We start from the raw sequence: 25,211 nt of genomic DNA, 5'->3' as shown, positions 1-25,211 counted from the left end.
AATTAATTCAATACATCCGCTAACGCTTTAAGACAAAGGCTGACATTTTCACGCTTTGCCCCATAGCCCATTAAGCCAATGCGCCACGCTTTGCCCGCGAACGCGCCCAGTCCGGCACCTATCTCTAAATTGTACTCTTGTAATAAACGCTGACGCACCTGCGCATCATCCACGCCTTCTGGGATCAAAACCGTATTGAGTTGCGGTAACCTCACCTCTTCTGGCACTACAAATTTAAGCCCCAGTTCTTCCAACCCTTGACGTAAAGCCCAATGTTGATCTTGATGGCGTTGCCAAGCGGCCTCCAATCCTTCTTCGGCCAATAAGCGTAAAGATTCATGTAAGGCATAAAGCGCATTCACCGGTGCCGTATGATGATAACTACGTTTACCCTCACCACTCCAATAACCCATGACCAAACTTTGATCGAGAAACCAGCTTTGCACTGGGGTTTTTCTCGATTTGAGCTTCTCAACCGCCGCAGGCGAGAAAGACACCGGTGAGAGTCCCGGCACACAAGATAAACATTTTTGGCTCCCGGCATAGACGGCATCAATGCCCCAATCATCGACTCTAAGCTCAACGCCCCCAAGCGAGGTCACCGCGTCCACTATGGTCAAGCAATCATGGCGTTTTGCTAACGTACAAAGGGCTTTAGCATCTGATAATGCCCCCGTTGACGTTTCAGCATGGACAAAGGCGACAAATTTGGCGTCAGGATGCGCTTTTAGCGCCGATTCAAGTGCATCAACATCAACTGCCTCTCCCCATTCGTTATCCACCACCACCGCAATAGCCCCCATGCGCTCGACATTTTGACGCATCCGATCGCCAAACACGCCATTACGACACACAATCACCTTTTCACCGGGCTCCACCAAATTCACAAAACAGGTTTCCATCCCCGCCGAGCCGGGCGCCGATACCGCCAGTGTCATCGCATTCGTGGTTTGATACGCATATTTAATCAGTGACTTAAGCTCATCCATCATGCCAACAAACAAGGGATCAAGATGGCCAATGGTCGGCTTGGCTTGCGCCGCTAACACTTGCGGATACACATCGGAAGGACCGGGGCCCATTAACGTGCGTTGAGGCGGAAAAAAAGGCTGAATGGAAGGAGCGAGTAACATAATATTTCCTTATAAAAACAAGACAACGGGTGCTTAAAAGCGATTAATGAACGGGACATAAAAAATGAATCGACAATAAAATACCACAAGCTTAAAAAATAGTCTTGGATCCTATCGAAACGCTAAAAGTCTTGATCTTCGCTGCCGACTCACAAGGGACGAAAACAAAAAAGAGCCACTTCTGAATGCAACATCAGGCGGCTCTTTTCAACAAATTAACCTTTAATTAACCATGCTATTCCCAATCGGCTCAATGGGTTAAAAACAACTGGTAAGCCGGATTAGCTGTTTCCTCTTTATATTCAAAGCCTAACTTGGTTAAAAACTGCTGGAAAGCTAAATTATCCGTTTCAGGCACTTCAAAACCGGCCAGTACCCGCCCAAAAGCCGCGCCGTGGTTACGATAATGGAATAAGGTGATATTCCACTGACTTTGCAATGTCGTCAAAAATTGAAATAAGGCACCTGGATGCTCAGGAAACTCAAAACAAAACAAGCGCTCAGTCAGTTCTTCACTGGGGTGTCCGCCGATCATGTAGCGTACATGCAATTTTGCCGTTTCATCCATGGATAAGTCTTGCACTTCAAAGCCTTCATTTTCGAGGTTAGTGACAATCCCCTCGAGTTCACTTTGGCCCGAAGAGAGTTTAATCCCAGCAAACACCACGGCTTTATCACGACTATTGAAACGGTAATTAAATTCTGTCATCACCCGCTTTTCGAGCAATTCACAAAAGCGCAAAAATATTCCCGGTTTTTCAGGCACTTTAACGGCTAAAATCGCTTCTTTTTGCTCACCCAGTTCACAGCGCTCAGAGACATAGCGCAGACTGTGAAAATTCACATTCGCGCCACTTAAAATCGCGGCCACTTTCTCGCCTTTGCCACTATCACCCATATACTTCTTAAGCCCAGCCAAAGACAAGGCCCCAGCAGGCTCTGCAATGGCGCGAGTATCTTCAAAAATATCTTTCAGCGCCGCACAAATTTCATCAGACGAAACCGTGATCACATCATCCACATATTCGCGCGCTAATCTAAAAGGCTCGGCGCCAATTTGTTTGACCGCCACCCCATCGGCAAATAAGCCCACTTTATCCAGCACCACCCGTTCGTCGGCATCCAATGCCGCTTTCAAGCAGGCCGAGTCTTCAGGTTCAACGCCAATAATTTTCACTTGTGGCAACACGGCTTTATAATAAGCCGCAATGCCTGCAATGAGTCCACCGCCGCCCACAGGCACAAATATGATTTCTAAATCACGTTGCTGCTGCAACATTTCTTGCGCGATGGTGCCTTGACCCGCAATCACCGCTTCATCATCAAACGGAGACACATACACACGGCCTTGGTTTTTAGCTAAAAACTGCGCGTGAGCATTGGCCATATCAAAGGCTTGACCGTGTAATACCACTTCACCGCCTAAACGGCGCACAGCATCAACTTTAATATCCGGCGTAGTTTCGGGCATCACAATCACCGCACTAATGCCTCTCGCCGCAGCTGACATCGCCACGCCTTGAGCATGATTACCTGCCGATGCACACACGACGCCTCGCTGACATTCATCCACTGTTAACTCGGCAATCTTATTATAAGCGCCTCTTAACTTGAACGAATGCACCGGTTGCAAATCTTCACGCTTTAAAAAAACCTGACAACCCAAACGAGCCGATAACTTATTCAAACTCGAAAGAGGCGTCACCTTGGCCACATCATAAACAGAGCTTAATAAGATTTTCTGTAGATAATATTGCGCCAATTCTAATTGTGACTGTGAAGCTAACGCTAGCATATTAAACCTCAATAGCAGGGCATGAACCTAAGGCTCAGCCCTCAAACAAAGAAAGACCTACAACATACTCAAGTCACGCACCGCGCCTTTATCGGCACTGGTGGCTAACAGCGCATAAGCTTTAAGGGCTGCAGAGACCTGTCTTACACGACCAACCGGTGTCCACGCCTCCTTACCACGCCCATCCATCGCATAACGGCGCGCCGTTAATACCTCATCACTGATGGCCAATGTAATCGAGCGTGCCGGGATATCAATTTCAATACGATCACCGGTTTCCACTAATCCTATGGTGCCACCCGCTGCAGCTTCAGGTGAAACATGTCCAATCGATAAACCCGAGGTGCCGCCAGAGAAGCGGCCATCGGTGATCAAAGCACATTGCGTCCCCAGTCCACGCGATTTCAAATAGCTGGTTGGATACAGCATTTCTTGCATACCCGGTCCGCCCTTCGGCCCTTCATAGCGGATCACCACCACATCGCCGGCGACAACCTCACCGCCTAAGATCCCTGCAACCGCATCATCTTGACTCTCATACACCCGAGCCGAGCCAACAAAGAGATGGTTTTCTTCATCCACTCCCGCCGTTTTAACAATACAACCATCGAGGGCAATATTGCCCGATAATACGGCTAAGCCACCTTCTTGGCTAAAGGCAAATTCACGTTTACGAATACAACCCGCTTCGCGATCGATATCCAGACTCGGCCAGCGACAGTCTTGGCTAAAGGCTTTCGTGGTTGGGATCCCAGCAGGGCCTGCTGAGAAAAATTTATGCACCTCAGGATCTTGGCTCTGAGCCACATCATACTTGGCCAACACCTCCTTTAAATCAGCGCCCGCAACATGATAAGCATCATTGTGTATAAGGCCCGCTCTATCAAGCTCACCGAGAATCCCCATCACGCCACCAGCACGATGCACATCTTCCATATGATATTTAGGCGTTGATGGCGCCACTTTACAAAGATGCGGCACAAGGCGTGACAATCTGTCGATATCAGCCATGGTAAAGTCAACTTCCGCTTCGTGGGCCGCCGCGACTAAATGCAATACCGTATTGCTTGAGCCGCCCATGGCAATATCTAAGGTCATGGCATTTTCAAAGGCTTTAAAATTAGCGATATTGCGTGGTAAAGCCGACTCATCATCATGTTTATAATAACGAGTGGCGAGATCCATCACTCGCCTGCCGGCTTCTAAGAAGAGTTCACGGCGATCGGCATGTGTCGCCAGCATAGAGCCATTACCCGGTAACGATAGGCCTAACGCTTCAGTCAGGCAGTTCATTGAATTAGCGGTAAACATTCCTGAGCAAGAACCACAAGTCGGGCACGCACTACGCTCAATTTGTTTGCTGTCTTCATCTGAGACGCGATCGTCAGCACCCGCGACCATCGCATCGACTAAGTCCAGCTTAATAATATTACCCGAAAGCTTGGTTTTACCCGCTTCCATTGGGCCACCCGAAACAAACACCACTGGAATATTGAGTCTCAGCGCCGCCATTAGCATGCCGGGGGTAATTTTGTCACAGTTTGAAATACACACTAAGGCATCGGCACAATGCGCATTAACCATGTACTCAACACTGTCGGCGATCAGTTCGCGAGAAGGCAAACTATAAAGCATGCCACCATGGCCCATCGCAATACCATCGTCGACGGCAATGGTATTAAATTCTTTTGCAATGCCGCCGGCCTCTTCAATCGCGCCCGCAACTAAAGCACCCATGTCTTTTAAATGCACATGTCCGGGGACAAACTGAGTAAATGAATTTGAAATAGCGATGATCGGCTTGCCGAAGTCATTATCTTTTACACCCGTTGCGCGCCAGAGTGCACGAGCACCTGCCATGTTACGACCTTCGGTACTGGTAGCTGAACGTAATTTTGGCATTGCGATTGTCCTATCTATGAGAGCAGTAGCCTGATCATTGTCAGTATGCTGCCTTTCTCTTTGTATCAATAATTCTAAAGCATGCACATACCTGCTTTAGAAACGACGAAATATTATTTTAAAGGCTCTAACCAGCCCCACTTATCTTCAGTCTCACCGGTAAATAAACCAAAGAAACTCTGTTGTACTTTCTTAGTCACAGGCCCACGTTTAGCGGCGCCAATGTCAATACGATCGACACTGCGCACAGGGACGATTTCTGCGGCCGTTCCCGTCATGAAAACTTCATCAGCAAGGTATAAAAACTCTCGGGACATGGCCTCTTCAATAACTTCATAGCCCATCTCTCTACCCAGTACCATAATGGTATCGCGAGTCAGTCCCATTAGAATCGATGCACTTGAAGGAGGGGTATAAATTTTATTATTCTTCACCACAAATAAATTTGCGCCAGCGCCTTCACTCACCAATCCATTAGTATCAAGGGCAATACCTTCATCGAAACCGTTACGCTTCGCTTCGGTTGATATTTGCAACGATGATAGATAATTCCCCCCAGCCTTTGCCCCAGTCGGGATAGTATTCGGCGCTAATCGATTCCAAGACGTCACCGCGACATCAACCCCCGCTTCCATACTGTCCTCCCCTAAATACGCCCCCCAAGGGAAACCCGCAACCAGTAAATCACAAACCGCACCTTTTGGCGGCGTGATCCCCATGCCCACATCACCATAAAAAGCCAAGGGACGAATATAAGCACTGGTTAACTTGTTCTTTAGCACACAGTCACTGCAAGCTTGCATGACCTCGTCGAAACTATAAGGAATCGGCATACGATAAATTTTGGCTGAATCAAACAAACGCTGTACGTGATCCGTTAATCTAAACCCTGCTGGCCCCAAGTGGGTATCGTAAACACGGATCCCTTCAAATACAGAGGTACCATAGTGCAATGCATGAGACATCACATGAACTTTCGCATCACCCCAAGGCATGATTGCACCATTAAACCAAATATATTCAGCTGTTTTTGCGGCCATTATTTTTATCCTTATTATACGCTAGCAAGTTTATTTTCTATCTGCGACGGCAATACTTGGCACTCAACCACATCAATCAACTTAGTTAGTTGATTGCTGAGTAAAGTAATCGCCCGCTCACTCTCTACGACTATATCCACCATACTAGTCTCATTTTCATGGACTTGCATGTTGATACTCGTCACCTTAAAACCTCGATGACGAATAACTCTTAAAACACGCTCTAATACTTCGGCGCGTTGATGTACCGTTAACATCATGTCGTAGATCATATTTGCGTCTCCGTCTCATCCATCATATCGTGGTTAGCCGCACCCGGCGGCACTAAAGGCCATACATTATGGGTATAATCTATGGCTACATGTAATAAAAAAGCTCCTTTTGCATTGAGCATCTCATCGAGTCCCGCTTCAACCTCACAAGCCTTATCTATCGTGCGGCCTGGAATATCAAAAGCCGATGCTAAACGCACAAAATCGGGGTTATCTGATAAATCCGTTTCGCTATAACGTTCCTCAAAAAAAAGTTGTTGCCACTGTTTAACCATGCCTAATTTTTGATTATCGATGAGTAATATCTTAACGGGGAGTTGTCTGCGTTTAATCGTTGTCAGCTCTTGCACGTTCATCATAAAAGAGCCATCGCCCGAAACCGCAACCACCATGGCTTCGGGTCGACTCACCTTCGCGCCAATCGCGGCGGGCAAACCAAAGCCCATGGTGCCTAAACCGCCACTTGAAAGATGATTCTCTGGGCGATCAAACCACATGTGCTGAGCAACCCACATTTGATGTTGCCCCACATCACAACTCACCACACTGTCTTTGGGTAACTTTTGAGCTAAACGCTTTAACATGGCAGGCGCATAAATTAACTCACCAGGGCAATCATAATCACGTTGATGGGTCACTTGCAGTTGCTGTACCTCATCACGCCATGGGTTAATATCAAGTGACTGGGTGATTTCAGGTAAGACTTGACGTAAATCGCTGGCAATGGCCACATCGGCAAGGCGCAATTTATCAAGCTCAGCGGCATCAATATCAAGATGAAGCACCTTTGCCTTACTGGCAAAACTGGCTAAACGGCCGGTCACTCTATCGTCGAAACGCGCCCCTACAACCACCAATAAATCACTTTCTTGCACCGCGATGTTCGCCGCCTTTGAGCCATGCATGCCCAACATGCCTAAATAACCTGGCGTATCAATAGTAATGCTGCCCAAGCCTTTTAAAGTGGCGACTGAAGGCATGCCTGTCACCTTAATAAATTCACGTAACTGAGACACGGCATTGGCCATGCCCACACCACCACCCGCATAGATAATGGGTTTTTTCGCCGCGTGCAGTAATGCTTTCGCCGCAACAATATCCGACTCATCATGCCAAGGCTCAGGTAACACAGCTAATAACGGGGTTTTATATTCAAGTAAAGCCACTTGAATGTCTTTGGGAATATCAACCAGTACCGGGCCGGGTCTTCCCGAAGCGGCAATCTCAAATGCTTGATATAAGGTCGGGATAAGCTCATTAATATCGGTGACCATAAAACTGTGTTTCGTACAAGAAAGTGACATCCCCAACATATCGATTTCTTGAAAAGCATCGGTACCGATGACACTGGTAGACACCTGTCCAGTCACCGCCACCATAGGCACCGAATCTAATAGTGCATCGGCAAGTGTCGTAACCAAGTTAGTCGCACCCGGTCCTGAAGTGGCAAAGCACACACCGGTTCTGCCACTGGCTCTGGCATAGCCCAATGCTGCAAAAGCGGCGCCTTGTTCATGACGACTTAAGAGGTGCTCAACAGAACTACCATGCAGTGCATCATAGATTGGCATGATGGCTCCACCGGGATAACCAAATATCGTATTCACACCATGAGCAATTAATACTTTAATCACTGCGTCCGCGCCGCGAATTTTTTGCCCTTGTTCCATCGACTCACTTACCTCTATTTGCCATTCATTGTGAAAATTATGCTTGCATCTAAATCATCTCGACTTAAGCCTCACTTGACGCTTGCTTGACGTCCAAAACCGATATCACAAACTGACTTCGCCAGTAATAAAAAACCCCCCGGTCCTTACGGAGCGGGGGGTTAGTTGCAATCTTTAAACCTAATTAGGTATGTCGATTTAGCATACGCTGCCCCCGCTGTGACTTGAGTGTCACAACGGTAATAATCACAATAATGAGCTTGGCAGCAAGGTGATGCATATTTAACGTGTATCCTAATCAGTATCTTTGCATAAATTCGGCTATCAACTTTTATTGATAGACATAAAAGCGATACTTAAGGTTTACCACAAAGCCAACAAGAAAAACAATAAAACTTTGTCTCATTAGTTGTCTTTGCCGATAAGTACCGGATGAAATAGCATTAGACACATAAAAGAACAACATACTGCTCACGTCCATATTGCAACTATTCTACATCCATTCTTTAAGCTGGAGGATCCATATCCGCACTCAAACGATAAGGTTTTAGTGCGGTAAAATCAATTAGCCTTCTTCAATAATTCTTTTCATTTCAGTCATGTAGCCACGTAATTTCGCGCCAACCTTCTCAACCGGAGTATTACGGATAGCTTGGTTGACGTCAATAAGACGCACATTGTCAACGCCGTTATCATTCTCAGTAAGGCCAGTACCTAATAGCGCTGGAGACATCGACTTGACGTAATCACGTAACATAGGCACGGCCGCATGATTAAACAAATAACAACCATATTCTGCCGTATCAGAAATCACTACGTTCATTTCATATAAACGCTTACGCGCAATCGTATTGGCAATTAATGGCGTTTCATGTAATGACTCATAGTAAGCAGACTCTTCAATAATGCCCGCTGTAACCATGGTATCAAAGGCCAGTTCAACACCGGCTTTAATCATAGCGACAAGGAAGATACCTTTATCAAAATAAGCTTGCTCGTCGATGTTTTCATCTGAGACAGGGGCATTTTCAAACGCCGTTTCATTAGTTTCATTGCGCCATTTCAGCAGGTTTGCATCATCGTTAGCCCAATCTTGCATCATAGTTTTAGAGAACTCACCACCAATGATGTCATCCATATGTTTTTCAAAAAGCGGCTTAAGGATAACTTTCAACTCTTCAGCCATATCAAATGCTTTGATTTTAGCGGGATTAGAAAGTCTATCCATCATGTGAGTAATACCACCGTGCTTCAATGCTTCGGTAGTCGTTTCCCAGCCTTGTTGAATCAGCTTAGCCGCGAAACCTGGCTCCAGCCCATCGGCAACCATTTTCTCATAACCTAAAATAGCCCCCGTTTGTAGCATGCCACATAAAATGGTTTGCTCACCCATCAAATCAGATTTCACTTCTGCGATAAATGATGAATGCAATACGCCTGCTCTATCTCCGCCCGTTGCACTGGCATATGCTTTAGCAATATCGAAACCATCAGCATTAGGGTCATTTTCAGGATGAACGGCAATCAGAGTCGGTACACCAAAGCCACGCTTGTACTCTTCGCGTACTTCTGTACCTGGGCACTTAGGGGCAACCATGATAACGGTTAAATCAGGACGAATTTGCATGCCTTCTTCAACAATGTTGAAACCATGAGAATAAGCAAGCGTCGCATTTTGCTTCATCAGTGGCATAATAGAATTCACTGCATCGGTATGCTGCTTATCAGGCGTTAAGTTTAAGACTAAATCAGCTGCAGGAATTAAGTCTTCGATGGTACCCACGCGAAAACCATTTCCCGTGGCCATTTGGTAAGAAGCCCGTTTTTCAGTGATCGCTTGTTGACGCAATGCAAACGCAATATTCAAACCTGAATCACGCATGTTCAAACCTTGGTTTAAACCTTGAGCACCACAACCTAATATGACGATGTTCCAGTCTTTGATATAATCACAGCCTTCACTAAACTCACTGCGATCCATAAAGCGGCACTGAGCCAGCTGTTCTAATTGTTGACGTAAGCTCAGAGAATTAAAATAGTTAGCCATCTGTTGTACCACCTCATTAAAGGATTACGGAAATCGATTGACTCTCAATAAGTCAAACCGCGATTGAGGTCACTATAACGCAAGCGTTTCATTGCTTAAAATGATATATTCGAAACACTGTGTTGCATTTTTTGCAATACAAACCAATGTTTCAAAGTAGTCATTAATATGTTTAATTACCTCCTGAGTAATGAGTTTAAATGTTATGGATATTCGTACGATCAAGCTCTATTTACACCTTTGCGATAGCTTACATTTCGCAAAAACGGCTCAAGCCATGCATGTCAGCCCCTCCACACTCAGTCGTACCATGCAACGATTAGAAGAAGAAGTGGGAGCCTTATTATTTAGGCGCGATAATCGCAGCGTTACCCTCACCAATGCGGGTATCGAATATCGACATTTTGCTGAGCAAACCCTGAATAACTGGGGTAAGCTGAAAACAAAAATAGATCCTAAACAAGATTTTCTTCGAGGCAGATTAAACTTATTTTGTTCTGTCACGGCCGCTTATAGCCACTTACCCGGATTACTCGATAGATTCAGGCGCGAACACCCTTTAGTTGAAATAGCATTAACCACTGGTGATGCTGCCAATGCCATTAATGAAGTGCGTCAAAACCGAACCGATATCGCCATTACCGCCTTGCCCGAACCTTTTCCTGATAGCTTACATTTTGCCAAAATTGATAATATTCCTTTATCTATCATAGCGCCGACCTTTAGATGTAAAGTGCAAGAATTACTAACAGAATCTTATATCCCTTGGGATCGACTTCCCTTTATTGTCCCGGAACATGGCCCCGGTAGAATACGAATCGATAACTGGTTCAGAAAACTGGGATTAATCCCTAATATTTATGCTCAAGTATCGGGTCATGAAGCCATCACATCGATGGTCGCATTAGGGTGTGGAGTGAGCATTACGCCAGAGGTCGTCATCAAAAATAGTCCAGTCCGAGATAGGATCCAGTTACTGCCTTCACCAATAGCGATCCCCCCTTTTGAACTCGGGTGTTGCTGCAAAAAGAAACGTCAAGATGAGTCTGTTATTAATGCATTTTTAGAAGCAATATAGTTAACCTACATTTAACAAACAAGAAAACAACTAATGAGCCTTTTATTTTATCAAAAAATGACTAACGAACATAAATGGACACCTTAAATACTTAACGTTAATGAAATTTACAGATAAAAAGAAGTAAAACGATTAACCCTTTTTATTGATATCCTATTGATAATTAATTATTTTTAATATAAAAGAACATCGGTGTCATTAATTATTTAAAGTATCAAGTTGATTTGAAATGGTAAAAAATTCTTGACTGATTTACACTTACAACTCAAATAAGATAGCTTTGATATAACATGACTCCCGTAAAAACGCCTTTACTCAAACTGTCTTTTCTCTGTTTGTTATTAACAGCCCCCTTTCTTAATTCAACCACTTATTGGGGGATCCCATTGTGGGCATGGGGCTCCCTTATTCTCAGTGTTATTTATGCATTAATATTATTAATCGCACTTGAAAAAGAATGGGATGAGTGATAACAAACCTATCTAACAAATATTTTAAGATCACCCTTAAAGATTATTTGTCACGATTTATAATGGATATCCAATCTCATATTGTTTCACCTTTCATTTAAACTCAATAGAGAAAAATCATGAACAACCCGTTACTCAATGTCCCCAGCATGATCTTTCTTATTCTCTATTTAGTCTCTCTTATTGGTATAGGGATCCTCGGAAAGCAGAAAAGCAAAGAAAATACCCTCAATGATTTTTATTTAGGTGGCAAGAGCTTTGGGGCTGGGGTGTTATTTTTAACTTTATATGCTACTCAATACAGTGGCAATAATTTAATCGGCTTTGCTGGCTCAGCTTACCGAAATGGCTGGTTTTTTCTGGTGGGTGTAACCTTAATGCTCTCCGTCATTGGCGGTTATATGCTTTATGCGCCTAAGCTGTTTCGTTTATCACAACAACAAGACTTCATCACCGTCGGTGATTTCATCGCTTACCGCTATCAACATAAATTACTCACGACCCTTATCGTCATCATTTGCTTAGTCGTATTATCCGGTTACATTCTCAGCAACCTAAAAGCAATAGGCTATATCATGAGTTATGTCACAGGAGGAGGAATTAGCTTTGCACAAGGCATTGTTTCAATGGCATTAATCATGGTGATCTATGAAACATTAGGTGGCATGCGATCTGTCGCTTGGACCGATGCCATACAAGGGAGCTTACTTTTAGTCACCATACTGATTATTTTTGCTGTGATCTGGACTCAGTATGGCTCAATATTCGACAATCAAAATACACTCGAAAGCGTGAAAAAACAATTTTTTAGAACACCCGAGATGGGGGATATAAAGCAATGGGTGAGTACCTTAGTGATGGTCTGTTTTGGCGCTGCCGTTTACCCCCAAGCCATACAACGCATTTATGCATCCAAAAGTAAAAAAAGCCTGCAACGCTCCTTCCAATTAATGTTGTTTATGCCCTTTTTTACCACCTTACCGATTATTATTATTGCTATTATTGGCGCAGCTCATTTCCCAAATTTAGACAAAGTCACTTCAGATCAAATCATCCTATTAATGTTATCTAAGCTCAATAACATTGCTGGCATGCAATACATAGTCACCCTCTTTGTTGCGGCCGCCATTGCCGCCATTATGTCAACTGTTGATTCGGCAATGCTCGCTATTGCGTCTTTATTCACACAAGATATTTATCAAGCATATCGCCCACAAGCGAGTCAAAAAAAGTTAATTTATCTGGGAAAGGTGTTCACGTGGATCCTTATTGCGATTATGGCTGCACTGGCTATTTATGTCCCCGTGACGTTGTGGTGGTTAATCCAATTAAAGCTCGAAATTCTTTGTCAAATAGCCCCAGCGATAATGCTTGGAGTGCATTTCAAACAATTAAAAGCGAGCTCCATTTTATGGGGGCTCATAACAGGGATTAGCTTCACTTTAATTTTCATGTTTTCTCCTTCACTTGGTCAGCCCTTTGGGATCCCAGCGGGCGTTGTTGGTCTGATGCTAAATGCCATTATAGTCAATTTACATCACAAACTCACCACTCGATCCATATCAACACATTAAGCTCATACTTTGATAAATGTGTACAAAGTTAAAGTGTATCAAGCCAAGATGGGCCAATAATAAGACAATAATAACGCCTCATTGTACAGCTAAGCTATACTGCAAGTTATGTAACACTTTCCAAGTCATGCCACAATTGTTAAAAAATAAATTCTTCATTTTAGCCAGCTTACTCCTTCTCTTCATTATGGGCTATTACAGCTCAGGCTACTTTTTTATCTATAATAATGATGCCTATGTGAGTGCCGATGTCATTAAAATTACACCTAGCGTGTCAGGCCCAATTAATGAGGTCAATGTAAAAGATAATCAAAGCGTTAAAAGGGGAGATTTATTAATTAGCTTAGATCAAGAACCTTTCAATATTGCAGTTGATAATGCACTCGCCTTAGTGTCACAAGCCATCGCTCAACAAAGCCTACTTAGCACTCAGCTTAAAGAAGCCAAAGCATCCATTGAAATCAGTCAAGCACAAGTCAATTTCGCAAAACTTGAATATGAACGTTATAAAATATTACAAAAGAAAAATTCGGTTTCTGAAAATGATCTCGACGCAAAAAAAGAGCAATACAATATCGCCACAGCCACATTAGAAAAATCGCAACTCACTTATCAAGACTTACAAAAAAGAGCTCCCCTAGATCAAGCGTTGGTTCTACAGCAAAAAGCCGCCCTTAGACAAGCCAATTACAATTTAAAAATGAGTAAGCTATATGCACCATCGGATGGTTATATCAATAACTTGAAAGTTTACAGTGGTGATTACGCTAATCAAGCAACGCCCCTGTTTGGCTTTATTTCTCAAGACAGTGAACATATTATTGCCAATATCAAAGAAAGTAACCTTGTCTCATTAACAAAAGGCACATCAGTATGGGTGTATTTATCGAATCATCCGTGGAAACTCTATCGTGGTAAAGTTGACAGTCTAGGCCGAGGAGTTTCCCGAAATAGTACCCAACCCGATCCTTCTTTGCCTTATGTCGAACCCATTACCAATTGGATCCGGTATGAATACCGGATCCCTGTGCGCATCAAACTCATTAATTTCCCTAAAGATAAAGCCCTACCTGTTGGTATCGATGCTAAGGTCATTGTTTTTTAATGCTAAGTGCATTTGAACAAGTCAGAAAAGACATTAATCAACAGCTGAGCCATTTCTCACTCATTGAACCCCATGTACAACTCACACTCAAGGCAAGCCTAGCTGTTGTTCTCGCGCTTTTTCTGGCAGTGTTATTTCAAACTCAAGAGCCTTATTGGGCGGGTATCTCTGCTTTTGTTGCCATCCAGCCGACGGTAGGCAACACCATAGCAAAAAGCTTAGAAAGAATGATTGGCACTATCATCGGTGCAATGCTGGGCATAGTCGTTATTGCACTCTTCATTACCCAACCAATTATGTTTTCTATTAGCATATTTATGTTTGCTTTTCTAGGTATTTACTTCGCATCTGTGATTGAAACTAAAGCCTACACTTGGTTATTCATCTATGTCACCGGCATCATGATTTTATTAGCAGGCCTCAATAATCCCACCCCAGCAAATTTCATTAATGTGGCTTTTTTTAGGAGTTTGGAAATTATTATCGGGGTATTAAGCAGTATGTTCATCAGCATTCTTATCTCTCCTTTACATGCCCATAAGCAGCTTAGGCAATCGGTTATTCAGCTTTTAGACCAAGCCATCACTTTAACCCATGCAAACAATCAATATGTCACTGAATCAACAAGTCTCCATGATAAGCAAAACAAAAAATACCAATATGACACTACCAATATCATCCATATAATACGTAAGAATCTCACTCAACAAGATAAATTACTGCTTTTTTCGCAGCACGAAATAAAACCCGACTCGACCCATAATCAACTCATAGAAGTACTTCCTGTTATTCGAAATATCAATTCGTTACTGATGTATAGTTACCATTTTCATCATAACAATATCACTCAAGATATACGTTCAACGAAGCTCAGTCAGGCTGTGATACAATTTAATATCACGACCGCTAAAATCCTTAAACATTATCAAGCATTATTAACAACAAAAAAAGTATTTGCCACATTCACAGCACAACAAAAGCTAGAATTACAGCAGCTCAATCAACAGCTGAATAATCATTTTCAACAATTAGACGCCTCATTACTTGAACAAAAAAAAACCTCACATCAAGATCCAAACAAGAACAAACATGACTCACCTTTAGAGTGCTATGAATGGATTAACTATTTCAAACAAATCCAGTTTGAAATGAATCATCTTTTTAGTCGCATATTCAAGCATAATCAAGAAAATAAAAAAACTTCCACTCCGAAAAACCAACAAGAAAACGCACTGTTTGACACTAAATTAAATCGCTATTTTCATTATGATGAGTATTATTTCAAACATGCTCTCATTGGGGCGGCAGCTATTTTATTTACACCTTTCATATGGTTATATTTTTCGCTCCCTGGTTATTATCAAATTGCAGTTTCTATTGCCGTTTGCTTCAACCTCTCCACAGATACTACCCGCAATAAAGGATATTATCGGATCCTCGGCTGTTTAATCGGTGCTGTCATAGCAATACTCGTGCTCAGTCTAGACATCGACAATTTTGCCATCATATTAACTCTGGTATTTTTTATCGTCTTTAGCTTTTGCTTGTTACACTTTTCCAATGCAACCTCAATGAGTGTCGGTACTCAAGCCGCCGTTGTTTTCATTATTGGCACTGTCGATCAATTGAGTCCAAATACTTCATTAGCCGTTCCTATTGAGAGGTTTGGCGGTATTATCTTAGGCGTAATCAGCGTCATTATTTTTCAATTTATATTTTGGCCCTATCAAAAAAAAGATGAATTAAAGCATCACTACGCACTACTTATCTCACGCTTTAATCAACATTTTAAAACCTTATTCTCTCCACAAGCTCACCCAAGTACCCTAAGCCTATGGGATAATCAAGGCAGACATAGCCTCTCTTATTTAAAACTTTATCTTTATCGTTTCGAACAAATCACACAGGGAAATAATATACCCTGGCAAACAAAAAAAGAGCAATATAGTCAAACGTCTATAAAAGCTTATTACAGCTTGCAAAACTACTTACTCAATCAAGAGCAGACTGTTAAACCGAAAGTTCCAATTGATGATATCCTCGTGAAAGAGAGTTATCGTTTACTCGCCTTACCGATTGAAGAGAAAATGCCTCAGAATATTATTCAAGATTTTATCAGTGTAGAAAGCAAACTGGCCGACAAGCTAAAGGGTTTATTCTCATCTCCTGATAATAATAAACCTGAAACCCCCAATGCCAACTCACTTATTGAGATTCCAACTGCGAGTTATCTCTCGCTGCTCAGTTTATGTAAAAATAAACGCGCGTTACTGGAAGAATACACCGAGTTTAATGAATGAATATAAAAATATAGACTCAACTGAAGTACAAAGTGCGTATGCTGATTTTAGATGATAATAAACACTACAGACATGATAAAGAATACAATAAAAATACTCTCTTCTAACTTCGATCCCTTACGATGCCCATCTATTTTTGTTAAGCACTTCTTATTTATTAAACGCTTCATCAAAGATTTTCGCCTCAAAAAGCAAGATCTGAGAAATAACCGCATGTCAGCCACCAGTTCATAAATAGAGACTAGATCCATAATAACAAACTGCTTCAAATTGATCAGTTAAATCTGCATTTATTCTGTTATATGATATTTTAAACCATGACTAATCTGGCAAGGTCATTAATTGCTCCATGCATTAACTGACATTCCCATCATCAGATGTTTAAGGTCTTTATTACTCCTGACAATAATAAGACATTCCCTATATCCATATAGGTCAGATAACAAATGTCATGCTCACATGGATGTGAGTGAACGACCATGATGCTCAGCAAAGTTAATAACTTAGTTATTCTAAGTTGATGCGAATAACGCAGTATAAAAGTGTTTCCTCTTTATCTATAAGAGTCAGCCCGTTGGGAGTCCGTAAAAAACACCAGCTTCTACGTGCGTTACCTTAAAAGGCAATCCGCATTCTGACGCCTTTTCTTTTAAAAAGAATACGCCTTGAATTGAGCCTTTTTACGCACTCTGAAAACATGCACTTTCAAGTGGCTTGGGCATAGAATATCCAATCAAGAAATGTTATGGCCGTCCCACACCGGACGTCTCGACATCAACACAATAAATAGCGCCGCTCAATGAGGCTTTAGCTTCAACAGGATCAAAGATTCTGGTTGTCATAATAAACAAGGTTTTTCTCTCACTCCCGCCTAATACACAAGCCAAAGGATGAACGCCACCGGGTAAGGAGAGCCTATCCAAATATTCCCCTTGTGATCCCACTCGATAAACATAACAAGATTGGCTACAAGCAACCCAAATAGCCCCTTGTTTATCGAGACAGATCCCATCAGGACCACTGCCAGTAGGAAAGCGGGTGACTTGCCATTTACCCGATAATGTCCCCTGTTCATTTAATGTAAAAGCACTTAAACAATCTGAAAATGTCTCCGCTACAAATAATGTTTTTCCATCATCACTAATGGCCATACCATTTGCCGTACCAATCTCATTCACTGCCGTTGAACAATTTCCATGAATATCGAGCTGTTTAATATTCCCCATTCGGGGCTCTTCGCCTTCCATGTAATTAAAGCTAATGTTACCGATGAAAGCATGCCCGCTTGCATCAATGATCATGTCATTACTGGCAAAACTCTCCTCATCATCAAGTTCAGCCCAAGTAAAAAAATGATCCTCATTGATTTTAAGCACTTGATGCTCAAACACCGAAACGGCACAAAAATCGCCGTTGGGCATCCAGCCAATCCCCGATAACACCCCATCATAACGCGCCAGTAATCTCACTTGTCCTTGGTGATCAAGGATCTTTATTTCACCTAAAAAGACATCCGAAAACCATAGCTCTCCTGCATGCCAACGAGGAGACTCGGGGTAACACAAACCTTCAATTACACACTTTAATGGCGCCATAATAATGATCCATCCTTACCCACCAATGAATTAATCATAGTGTAAACATTCATTATCATATTTTTCCGACAAAAAATTACCGATACAACATCACAGACTGGCCTTTAATAAACAATTAAAACATATTGTTAAAGTTTCAAGACTAGGATATAAACAATGTTATTGGCTTATAAAAAATAGCCATCTTTAAAAGACAGTCATCAAGTCCGAAAGCATCAAGGTAGAAACGCATATGGAATTAATAGGAACAAACATCAGCCTTAAACTCTTCAATGAAAGCGATTGGCCACTGGCTTTACATCTGTCGACCGATCCTACTCTTATGAAACATGTGTATGATCCTTTTACTGAGCAAGAAGCCAGAGCAAAGTTTGAAGCAAAGCTAAGCCCTTGGACGAAAGACAGTGAAACGTGGTTATCTTTGAGTATCAATGGTAATAAAACTGGTGAAAAACTCGGCAGTATCGGCCTAAAAATAACCAACCCTGATGCCTGCATTGCTGAAATAGGCTTCATGCTCAAAACCTCAGCACAAGGAAAAGGCTACGGGTTTGAAGCGCTTTGCCTTATCAGAGATTATGCCTTTAACACATTAACCCTAAACAAGCTTTGTGCAACCTGTGCCAGTCAAAATATGGGTTCTTATAAACTGCTTGAAAAAGCTGGTTTTACACGAGAAGGTCAGCTGAAACACAATGCTTTCATTGGCGGTGAGTTTATCGATGATTATCTATACGGACTGTGTCAGCAAGATCGATAAAAATCTATCTAAGCTCACAAATACATCCCCATGTCAGATGACAATGCATCTCCAATGCTCAATAAAACTAAAGCTCAACATAGGCTGAGCTTTAGTGTCCATTCAGCGCCACTAATCTCTATGACCCATTAAGCACTAGCCACACTAGGGGTTGATTGAAGCAAAGACTCATGACCCGGTTTCGGCATATGCGGCACCAATAAAGCCAACACTAAAGACACAACAGCCATTCCCGCCCCGATATAGAAAACCCAAGCAGGGTTAATCATCCACACCATGCCTAAGAAGACCGGTAAAATCACCGCGGCAATATGATTAATCGTAAAAGACACCCCAGACGTTGACGCGATGTCTTCAGGTGAGGCAATTTTTTGAAAATACGTTTTTGTGGCAATGGCCATGGCAAAGAAAATATTATCAATCACATATAAACTAGAGGCAATCCAATGATTATCCACTAAAGCATAAGCCACAAAAACGAGGATTAAGCCCATATACTCAACCATTAATATCTTTCGCTCACCAAAGTATCCAACAAAACGACCTATTTTAGGGGCCAGCCAAATAGTGGCCACCTGATTGATAATAAACAGCATGGCCATGTTTTCTACCGAAAAGCCAAACTTATCAACCATCAGAAAGCCTGCAAATACCACAAAAATTTGCCTGCGAGCGCCACTCATAAACACTAAGGCATAATACAGCCAATAACGCTTTCTCAGCACCAAATGCTTATGTTGTACTGTCTTTTGCGGTAATAAGGGGAAGCGAATAAATAAATACAAGGCCATCAAACAACCTAATATTCCTGCAATCAGGTACACAAGCCAATAAGGCACCTGCAAGAACTCCATCGCACACCAGATAAGAGTAAACGTCAATAAAGCAGCCATCGCCGTTTTACTTAATATTGTTCCCATGATGGCTGGTGCTTCTTTTTCCCCTAGCCATTGAATTTGTAACGAAGTATTGATGGTTTCAAAATAATGAAAACCAATGGACATGATTATCGTTGTCGCATACAAGCCGTAACTGGTCGGAAAAAAGCCAGTTAACCCCACCCCGATAGATAATATCGCCAGCGAGAGTACCGCCACGTATTGCTCTTTTAATAATAGTAATAAAAATACTGCCCCAAAAGCGAGAAACCCTGGAATTTCACGCAAAGTTTGTAACATTCCAATTTCTGTCCCTGTAAAGCTCGCGTGCTCAACACTAAAATTATTCAGTAAAGCCTGCCAAACTGAAAAGGTAATAGCGACACAAATTGCACTGATCAACAAAAACTGTTGAGAGCTGTTCTCCTGATGACGCATTCTTATTCCTAAGTTGTTATATGACAATGACACAGTTTACGGGCAAATAAAGTGGCAAACTTTACCAATTATGACTTATTATTTATCAAATGCGCCAAGTTAACTTTGGGTAAGAGATTAAAGACTCCCAAACCAAGTAGAAAGGCATAACTCAACAAGTCTGGAAATAGATCCTTTCTAATCCAATGACATAATAATATGAATTTAGGAGTATCAATATAATGATCAACTCTCCCTTTGTGCTTAAAAAATTCATGCATCACCCCATTGAAGGGATCCAGGCCAGTCATAAAGCCAACACCATTGGGACACCACATCAACATACTTGGTGCCAATTACAGTATGCCATCAAAGGTACAATGAACATTATTGCCAGCGATCAAAGCTTTGTTATTCCCCCTCAAAGAGCCGTTTGGCTGCCTAAGCATGTTGAACACCAAGTCAATAATTTATCCGAAGTCGATTATCGTAGCCTGCATATTAGTGATGAGTTAGGTCAACAATTAGGTAATAAAGTAAAAGTGATTGAAGTGTCTGACTTTCTAAGAGAACTCATCATTAGAGGTTGTGAAGCGTGGCAAGCCCAATACCCACTAAATGACATAAACAAAGCCATGATGACCTTACTCATTGCTGAAATACAACAGGCTCCCGTTAGCCCTTTGCATTTACCTTGGCCAAAAGATCCTAGACTCAAGAAAATTTGCCAGATCTTACAACATAATCCCGCAGACAATCGAACCTTGCCTGAACTTGCGCAACTGTCAGGTGCATCAGTACGCACACTCAATCGACTGTTTATTAATGAATGCCAATTAGGCTTTAGTGATTGGCGGCAAAAATTACGCGTGCTGATAGGACTTGAGCGACTACAAACCAACACGTCGATAACTCAAGTGGCATTAGAACTCGGGTACAGTTCAAGCTCTGTCTTCATCAATGTCTTTAAAAAGCATTTACATGCGTCACCAAAAAGTTATTTAAAACGACAGTAAAATCAAAAAAAACATAAAACTATCCCTTGCATTTCACCGCTGTTACCGTATAAAAAGTTAGCGTAATACTAGTCAATACGCCTTAATGATAAGAGAATAGAGGAAATGTCATGCAGTATCTGTGTATGTTATGTCAAAAAAAACACCTTGCTTCACCGACTCAAATTAAATGCGATTGTGGTGGGGCATTATGGCTAAATGACAGCAGTTTAGGATTAACAAAACGCGATATTATTAGTCATGACTTTACCCTATGGCGCTACTGTAAAGCTTATCCAATCAATAGAGAAGATGTTCAAGTCTCTTTTGATGAAACCATCACGCCAATGCCTCAACTCGAATGGGATAACACGCCTATTTTTGCAAAAATGGATTCCTTAATGCCCACGGGATCCTTCAAGGCGAGAGGGGCAGCTATCGTCATTAATTATTTAAAAAAACAAGGGATTGATTGTTTTGCAGAGGATTCCAGTGGTAATGGGGGTTCTGCCTATGCGGGTTACTGCGCCAAAGGGGGACTTAAACTCAATGTCTTCATCCCTGCAGGCACCGCGGCAGGAAAAGTCGTGCAAACGAAAATGTATGGCGCAAATTGTATCGAAATTGAGGGCTCTCGAGCCGATGTCGCCAATGCCGCTATTGATAGTATCCATACCCATGGCAGTTATTACGTCGGCCATAATTGGCATCCTTTATTCATCGAAGGGGTTAAATCTATCGCTTATGAAATTTGGGAACAAAACAACTACCAAGCTCCCGATAATATCGTTGCCCCCGCAGGAAATGGCAGCCTGATTGCCGGTGCCTATCTTGGATTTAAAGCACTACTTCAACAAGGGGAAATAACGAAAATGCCACGATTATTTGGCATTCAATCTGCAGCAGTTAACCCTTTCGTTAAACAATTTAATCACGACACCTCCCCTGTGGCGCCAAAAAATACCATTGCAGAAGGGATCCGTATCATGCGATCTTCTCGCATCACTGAAATTATTCAGTTTGTAAGAGAAACCCATGGCCAATTTATCAGTGTGTCAGAATCACAAATCAAAGACGCCTTATTTAAAATGGGTCAAAAAGGATTTTTCATTGAACCCACTTCAGCCACCGCTTTTGCCGGAATAAGCAAGCTTATAAGCGCCGGCGTCATCAAGCCTGATGAAAAAACAGTGGGCGTGATCACGGGACATGGATTGAAAGCCACCGATAATATATCATCTTTAATGAATGAGAAGTAACAATAATGGTTTATTATACTTGTGGTTTTAATTGAATAAAATCATCCACGACACGATTGAATTTTTGAGGGTTTTCAATGAAAGTGAAATGCTTACCACCTTCTTCCACTTCAAATATGACTAACTGGGAATTTGGAATACTCAGGTTCATCCATACTTGAGAGCTCACTGGTGTCGGGCTTCCTCGGCCCACTATAATCAACGTCGGCAGATTAATTCGAGGAACCACATCCCGACAGTCTTGATGAAATTCATTATAAAGCAGTACTGCCGCTTCCGGATTTGAAAAACGACAAGTCGTTTCAATCAGTAAACGCTCATCCTCAGGTAAAATATGCTTGGTTATCTGCCTGTGTAATAAAATCGTTTTGGCCTTATTTGCGCTATCACTTAATAAGGTATTCACAAAACTCATAGACGATACGGGATCCACAAAAGATCCATAGTTGGCAACTTCTGCTGATGACCACATGGGGTTTGACGTTAATACCGGAATTTTATCGACAAAGATCAATTTAGCTAATCTTTCACCGCCAAAAAGTTCCCAGTAGCAGCACATAACCGCCGCACCAGAAGCATGCCCAAGCACAACCGTATTGTTTAAATCTAAGTAGCTGAGTAATTCATGTAGATCTTTGGCTAGCCGATAGATTTTATATCCATAAGCCACCTTTTCAGACTGTCCATGCCCCCGCATATCTAAAGCTATCACACGATACTTTTCACTTAACAATTCAATCTGATACTTATATTGCTCGGTGCTTTGCGACCACCCATGTAGCATCACTAAAGGAATACCTTCCCCCTTATCCACGTAATGTAATTTTACATTATCATTGGTATAAAAGTAATGATGATCAACCGTTGAAAGATTCACCTTAGCAGCCTTCATTCATCATAAACGATGTCTTGAATAAAGGTATCAACGATTTGATTAAATTTATTTGGATTTTCAATAAAAGAGAAGTGATTGCCCCCTTCTTCTTTTTCAAAAATAACCAATTGAGATCCTTTAATTTGTTGATGCAACCATTTATGGGAATCAACAGACACTAGACTTGCACGGCCCACAATCAATAAGGTAGGAATATTGATCCTAGGCAAGATATCCCGCCAATCTTGATGTGCATTACTATAAAAAAGCGTCGCAGACTCTTCATTAGGAACTCGCATACTGCTGGTTAAAATGCACGCTTGTTTTTCAGCTGAAAGTGTTTTTGAAAAAAGTGAATGTAAAAAAATTGCTTTATATTTCTCCCCTTCATCGCCAGCAAGTTGATTAGTGATATCCACCGCAGATTTAGGATCTAACACCGCGCCATATTGTGCCTTCTCTTCTATGGACCAATCGGAATTAATCACGGTTGTTGCAGCCTTATCCACTAAAATCAATTTATCTAATCGCTCGGAGCCAAATAAATCCCAATAACAGTAAATCACAGTCGCCCCAACGGCATGTCCAAGTAATATCACTTTATCCAAACAAAGATATTCTAATAATTCATAAACATCCTTAGCAAAACGATACACTTTATAGCCATAGTCAACCCATTCTGAATCGCCATGACCCCGCATATCCAATGCTATGGTGCGATATTTTTGACTCAACACGGCTATTTGATATTGGTACTGTACCGCGCTCATAGTCCAACTGGGGATCATGACGATAGCTTGACCTTGACCTTTATCAATAAAATGTAGTTTGACATTATCACTGGTACGAAAGTAATGGCTATCAGCCTTAGCAAAAACCATATATTGATCCTAATTAGACATTAGAATAACCTTCACTATTATAACATTTACACCTCATTAAATACGCTTAAAATGTAAATCCTCATGTCAAGACAAAATCAATCAAGTTAAAACAAAAAACTTTAAAATTAAATACTTAATTACAACATCAAAAATAGAGTTAACAAACAGACAACGACAACAAAGCACTAGACACTCATATCCGCTTATATTTCAATCTGATGTCATCAGTCAGCTAACCAAAGAGTGTCATTCTTATTTCACCACCACCTGAGTAAAATAGTGTAAAAAAAGTAAAAAAACCTTATCTACTTCAGAATTAGCGCCTAAATCAAAAAAATGAATTTACAACTACACTCTACAAAGTCATCTTTAACCGAGCATAACGGGATCTGTTTATGGCTATCGCGTGTGTAAAAACAAGGGCAAACAAAGGGGTGGATGCCCCCCTTGTCACTGTAGAAGTACACCTAAGCAATGGATTACCTGCATTTAACTTAGTCGGTTTGCCTGAAACCTCCGTCAAAGAAGCAAAAGAAAGGGTACGCAGTGCCATTATCAACACGGGCTTTGAGTTCCCAGTGCGCCGCATAACCGTTAATTTAGCCCCTGCGGATCTTCCCAAACAAGGTGGGCGCTATGATTTACCCATCGCAATTGGGATTTTAGCCGCTTCGGGACAAGTCCCCATAAAAGCAATAGGACAATTCGAATTTATTGGGGAGCTTGCACTTTCAGGTCACATACGTCCCTGCCAAGGATTGTTGCCTGTCATTATTGAAGCAAAAAAACAACAAGCCAGCGTCATCGTCCCCTTAGATAATCGACAAGACGCTACCTTAGTCGGTTATAAAAAAGTGTTCTTAACTAATCACTTACAATCTCTGTGTACTTTTTTACATGGGCAGTCTCAATTACCCAGTATTGATGGCACCATTCACTGGCAAGATCCACAGCACACCTCAGTAAAAAATAGCGGCTGCCTAAGTGATATTATTGGGCAGCATCAAGCCAAATTAGGATTAGTAATTGCTGCAGCGGGTAACCATAACTTATCCTGATTACCGACAAGTCTCAGCCATAAGCTACTAAAACTGAACTATAGTTAAAGTAAGGCTTTGAGTGGATAAATGGTTATGGCTAAAAGTAAAGTTCAACACCAGTTT

Annotated in this window: 19 protein-coding genes and 1 pseudogene; 9 read left to right on the top strand and 11 right to left on the bottom strand. The window is 41.9% G+C overall.

The window, feature by feature from the left end:
• Positions 1-2: 2 nt before the first annotated feature.
• From L2764_RS15810 to ilvC, 7 genes are all read right to left on the bottom strand, one after another.
• On the bottom strand, positions 3-1,133 hold the full coding sequence (locus tag L2764_RS15810; protein ID WP_248941231.1) for a pyridoxal-phosphate-dependent aminotransferase family protein: 1,131 nt from the start codon (positions 1,131-1,133) through the stop codon (positions 3-5).
• 250 nt (positions 1,134-1,383) lie between these two features.
• Positions 1,384-2,928 (bottom strand): threonine ammonia-lyase, biosynthetic, encoded by a 1,545-nt coding sequence (gene ilvA / locus L2764_RS15805; protein WP_248941230.1) that lies wholly within the window; start codon positions 2,926-2,928, stop codon positions 1,384-1,386.
• 57 nt (positions 2,929-2,985) lie between these two features.
• Positions 2,986-4,830: a dihydroxy-acid dehydratase gene (gene ilvD, locus L2764_RS15800; RefSeq protein ID WP_248941229.1), complete on the bottom strand. Its 1,845-nt coding sequence runs from the start codon at positions 4,828-4,830 to the stop codon at positions 2,986-2,988.
• 113 nt (positions 4,831-4,943) lie between these two features.
• Positions 4,944-5,870: a branched-chain amino acid transaminase gene (locus L2764_RS15795; RefSeq protein WP_248941228.1), complete on the bottom strand. Its 927-nt coding sequence runs from the start codon at positions 5,868-5,870 to the stop codon at positions 4,944-4,946.
• 14 nt (positions 5,871-5,884) lie between these two features.
• Positions 5,885-6,142 (bottom strand): acetolactate synthase 2 small subunit, encoded by a 258-nt coding sequence (gene ilvM / locus L2764_RS15790; RefSeq protein WP_248941227.1) that lies wholly within the window; start codon positions 6,140-6,142, stop codon positions 5,885-5,887.
• The gene (ilvG, locus tag L2764_RS15785; protein WP_248941226.1) at positions 6,139-7,812 is read right to left on the bottom strand and encodes an acetolactate synthase 2 catalytic subunit; all 1,674 of its coding nucleotides are present in this window, start codon (positions 7,810-7,812) and stop codon (positions 6,139-6,141) included. The genes ilvM and ilvG overlap by 4 nt, the downstream gene beginning before the upstream one ends.
• A 565-nt stretch (positions 7,813-8,377) precedes the next feature.
• Complete coding sequence (gene ilvC, locus L2764_RS15780; protein ID WP_248941225.1) at positions 8,378-9,859, bottom strand: ketol-acid reductoisomerase; 1,482 nt, start codon at positions 9,857-9,859, stop codon at positions 8,378-8,380.
• Between the two features lie 205 nt (positions 9,860-10,064).
• On the opposite strand from ilvC, the gene ilvY reads away from it, so the two are divergent.
• The 5 genes from ilvY (at position 10,065) to L2764_RS15755 (ending at position 16,386) form a co-directional block, all read left to right on the top strand.
• Positions 10,065-10,937: an HTH-type transcriptional activator IlvY gene (gene ilvY / locus L2764_RS15775; RefSeq protein ID WP_248941224.1), complete on the top strand. Its 873-nt coding sequence runs from the start codon at positions 10,065-10,067 to the stop codon at positions 10,935-10,937.
• A 290-nt stretch (positions 10,938-11,227) separates the two neighbouring features.
• Positions 11,228-11,407, top strand: coding sequence for a hypothetical protein (locus L2764_RS15770; protein ID WP_248941223.1), 180 nt, complete (start codon positions 11,228-11,230; stop codon positions 11,405-11,407).
• A gap of 119 nt (positions 11,408-11,526) precedes the next feature.
• Positions 11,527-12,981 carry a sodium:solute symporter family protein gene (locus tag L2764_RS15765; protein WP_248941222.1) on the top strand — a complete coding sequence of 485 codons (1,455 nt, stop codon included), beginning with the start codon at positions 11,527-11,529 and terminating at the stop codon, positions 12,979-12,981.
• Positions 12,982-13,108: 127 nt separating this feature from the next.
• A complete protein-coding gene (locus L2764_RS15760) occupies positions 13,109-14,086 on the top strand; it encodes an HlyD family secretion protein (protein ID WP_248941221.1) in 978 nt (325 codons plus the stop codon).
• Positions 14,086-16,386 carry an FUSC family protein gene (locus tag L2764_RS15755; RefSeq protein WP_248941220.1) on the top strand — a complete coding sequence of 767 codons (2,301 nt, stop codon included), beginning with the start codon at positions 14,086-14,088 and terminating at the stop codon, positions 16,384-16,386. The genes L2764_RS15760 and L2764_RS15755 overlap by 1 nt, the downstream gene beginning before the upstream one ends.
• Before the next feature lie 743 nt (positions 16,387-17,129).
• Here L2764_RS15755 and L2764_RS15750 read toward each other — a convergent pair.
• Positions 17,130-17,981 (bottom strand): SMP-30/gluconolactonase/LRE family protein, encoded by an 852-nt coding sequence (locus tag L2764_RS15750; protein ID WP_248941219.1) that lies wholly within the window; start codon positions 17,979-17,981, stop codon positions 17,130-17,132.
• A 232-nt stretch (positions 17,982-18,213) separates the two neighbouring features.
• On the opposite strand from L2764_RS15750, the gene L2764_RS15745 reads away from it, so the two are divergent.
• Positions 18,214-18,741 carry a GNAT family N-acetyltransferase gene (locus L2764_RS15745; RefSeq protein WP_248941218.1) on the top strand — a complete coding sequence of 176 codons (528 nt, stop codon included), beginning with the start codon at positions 18,214-18,216 and terminating at the stop codon, positions 18,739-18,741.
• A gap of 128 nt (positions 18,742-18,869) precedes the next feature.
• Here L2764_RS15745 and L2764_RS15740 read toward each other — a convergent pair whose 3' ends face one another.
• A complete protein-coding gene (locus L2764_RS15740; protein WP_248941217.1) occupies positions 18,870-20,057 on the bottom strand; it encodes an MFS transporter in 1,188 nt (395 codons plus the stop codon).
• Positions 20,058-20,278: 221 nt separating this feature from the next.
• Here L2764_RS15740 and L2764_RS15735 point away from each other — a divergent pair, with 221 nt between their 5' ends.
• Both L2764_RS15735 and L2764_RS15730 read left to right on the top strand, forming a co-directional pair.
• Entirely contained in the window at positions 20,279-21,052 is a 774-nt protein-coding gene (locus tag L2764_RS15735; protein WP_248941216.1) for an AraC family transcriptional regulator, read from the top strand.
• Positions 21,053-21,162: 110 nt separating this feature from the next.
• Positions 21,163-22,290 carry a threonine synthase gene (locus L2764_RS15730; RefSeq protein WP_248941215.1) on the top strand — a complete coding sequence of 376 codons (1,128 nt, stop codon included), beginning with the start codon at positions 21,163-21,165 and terminating at the stop codon, positions 22,288-22,290.
• Positions 22,291-22,303: 13 nt separating this feature from the next.
• Here the strand turns inward: L2764_RS15730 and L2764_RS15725 are convergent, their stop codons facing one another.
• Entirely contained in the window at positions 22,304-23,167 is an 864-nt protein-coding gene (locus L2764_RS15725; RefSeq protein ID WP_248941214.1) for an alpha/beta fold hydrolase, read from the bottom strand.
• A gap of 11 nt (positions 23,168-23,178) precedes the next feature.
• Positions 23,179-24,045 carry an alpha/beta fold hydrolase gene (locus L2764_RS15720; protein WP_248941213.1) on the bottom strand — a complete coding sequence of 289 codons (867 nt, stop codon included), beginning with the start codon at positions 24,043-24,045 and terminating at the stop codon, positions 23,179-23,181.
• 398 nt (positions 24,046-24,443) lie between these two features.
• On the opposite strand from L2764_RS15720, the pseudogene L2764_RS15715 reads away from it, so the two are divergent.
• A pseudogene (locus L2764_RS15715) lies at positions 24,444-25,100 on the top strand (magnesium chelatase domain-containing protein); the annotation flags it as partial.
• Between the last annotated feature and the right edge of the window lie 111 nt (positions 25,101-25,211).

It is taken from the genome of Shewanella surugensis (assembly GCF_023284005.1).
GTDB lineage: Bacteria > Pseudomonadota > Gammaproteobacteria > Enterobacterales > Shewanellaceae > Shewanella > Shewanella surugensis.
Note: the sequence above shows the minus strand (reverse complement) of the source record. Positions and strands in the feature narration are given on the sequence as shown.

What these genes read in the sequence shown, in the direction of transcription:
- L2764_RS15810 (WP_248941231.1), bottom strand. Translation starts at nt 1,133, where the DNA reads ATGTTACTCGCTCCTTCCATTCAGCCTTTTTTTCCGCCTCAACGCACG.
- ilvA (WP_248941230.1), bottom strand. Translation starts at nt 2,928, where the DNA reads ATGCTAGCGTTAGCTTCACAGTCACAATTAGAATTGGCGCAATATTAT.
- ilvD (WP_248941229.1), bottom strand. Translation starts at nt 4,830, where the DNA reads ATGCCAAAATTACGTTCAGCTACCAGTACCGAAGGTCGTAACATGGCA.
- L2764_RS15795 (WP_248941228.1), bottom strand. Translation starts at nt 5,870, where the DNA reads ATGGCCGCAAAAACAGCTGAATATATTTGGTTTAATGGTGCAATCATG.
- ilvM (WP_248941227.1), bottom strand. Translation starts at nt 6,142, where the DNA reads ATGATCTACGACATGATGTTAACGGTACATCAACGCGCCGAAGTATTA.
- ilvG (WP_248941226.1), bottom strand. Translation starts at nt 7,812, where the DNA reads ATGGAACAAGGGCAAAAAATTCGCGGCGCGGACGCAGTGATTAAAGTA.
- ilvC (WP_248941225.1), bottom strand. Translation starts at nt 9,859, where the DNA reads ATGGCTAACTATTTTAATTCTCTGAGCTTACGTCAACAATTAGAACAG.
- ilvY (WP_248941224.1), top strand. Translation starts at nt 10,065, where the DNA reads ATGGATATTCGTACGATCAAGCTCTATTTACACCTTTGCGATAGCTTA.
- L2764_RS15770 (WP_248941223.1), top strand. Translation starts at nt 11,228, where the DNA reads ATGACTCCCGTAAAAACGCCTTTACTCAAACTGTCTTTTCTCTGTTTG.
- L2764_RS15765 (WP_248941222.1), top strand. Translation starts at nt 11,527, where the DNA reads ATGAACAACCCGTTACTCAATGTCCCCAGCATGATCTTTCTTATTCTC.
- L2764_RS15760 (WP_248941221.1), top strand. Translation starts at nt 13,109, where the DNA reads ATGCCACAATTGTTAAAAAATAAATTCTTCATTTTAGCCAGCTTACTC.
- L2764_RS15755 (WP_248941220.1), top strand. Translation starts at nt 14,086, where the DNA reads ATGCTAAGTGCATTTGAACAAGTCAGAAAAGACATTAATCAACAGCTG.
- L2764_RS15750 (WP_248941219.1), bottom strand. Translation starts at nt 17,981, where the DNA reads ATGGCGCCATTAAAGTGTGTAATTGAAGGTTTGTGTTACCCCGAGTCT.
- L2764_RS15745 (WP_248941218.1), top strand. Translation starts at nt 18,214, where the DNA reads ATGGAATTAATAGGAACAAACATCAGCCTTAAACTCTTCAATGAAAGC.
- L2764_RS15740 (WP_248941217.1), bottom strand. Translation starts at nt 20,057, where the DNA reads ATGCGTCATCAGGAGAACAGCTCTCAACAGTTTTTGTTGATCAGTGCA.
- L2764_RS15735 (WP_248941216.1), top strand. Translation starts at nt 20,279, where the DNA reads ATGATCAACTCTCCCTTTGTGCTTAAAAAATTCATGCATCACCCCATT.
- L2764_RS15730 (WP_248941215.1), top strand. Translation starts at nt 21,163, where the DNA reads ATGCAGTATCTGTGTATGTTATGTCAAAAAAAACACCTTGCTTCACCG.
- L2764_RS15720 (WP_248941213.1), bottom strand. Translation starts at nt 24,045, where the DNA reads ATGGTTTTTGCTAAGGCTGATAGCCATTACTTTCGTACCAGTGATAAT.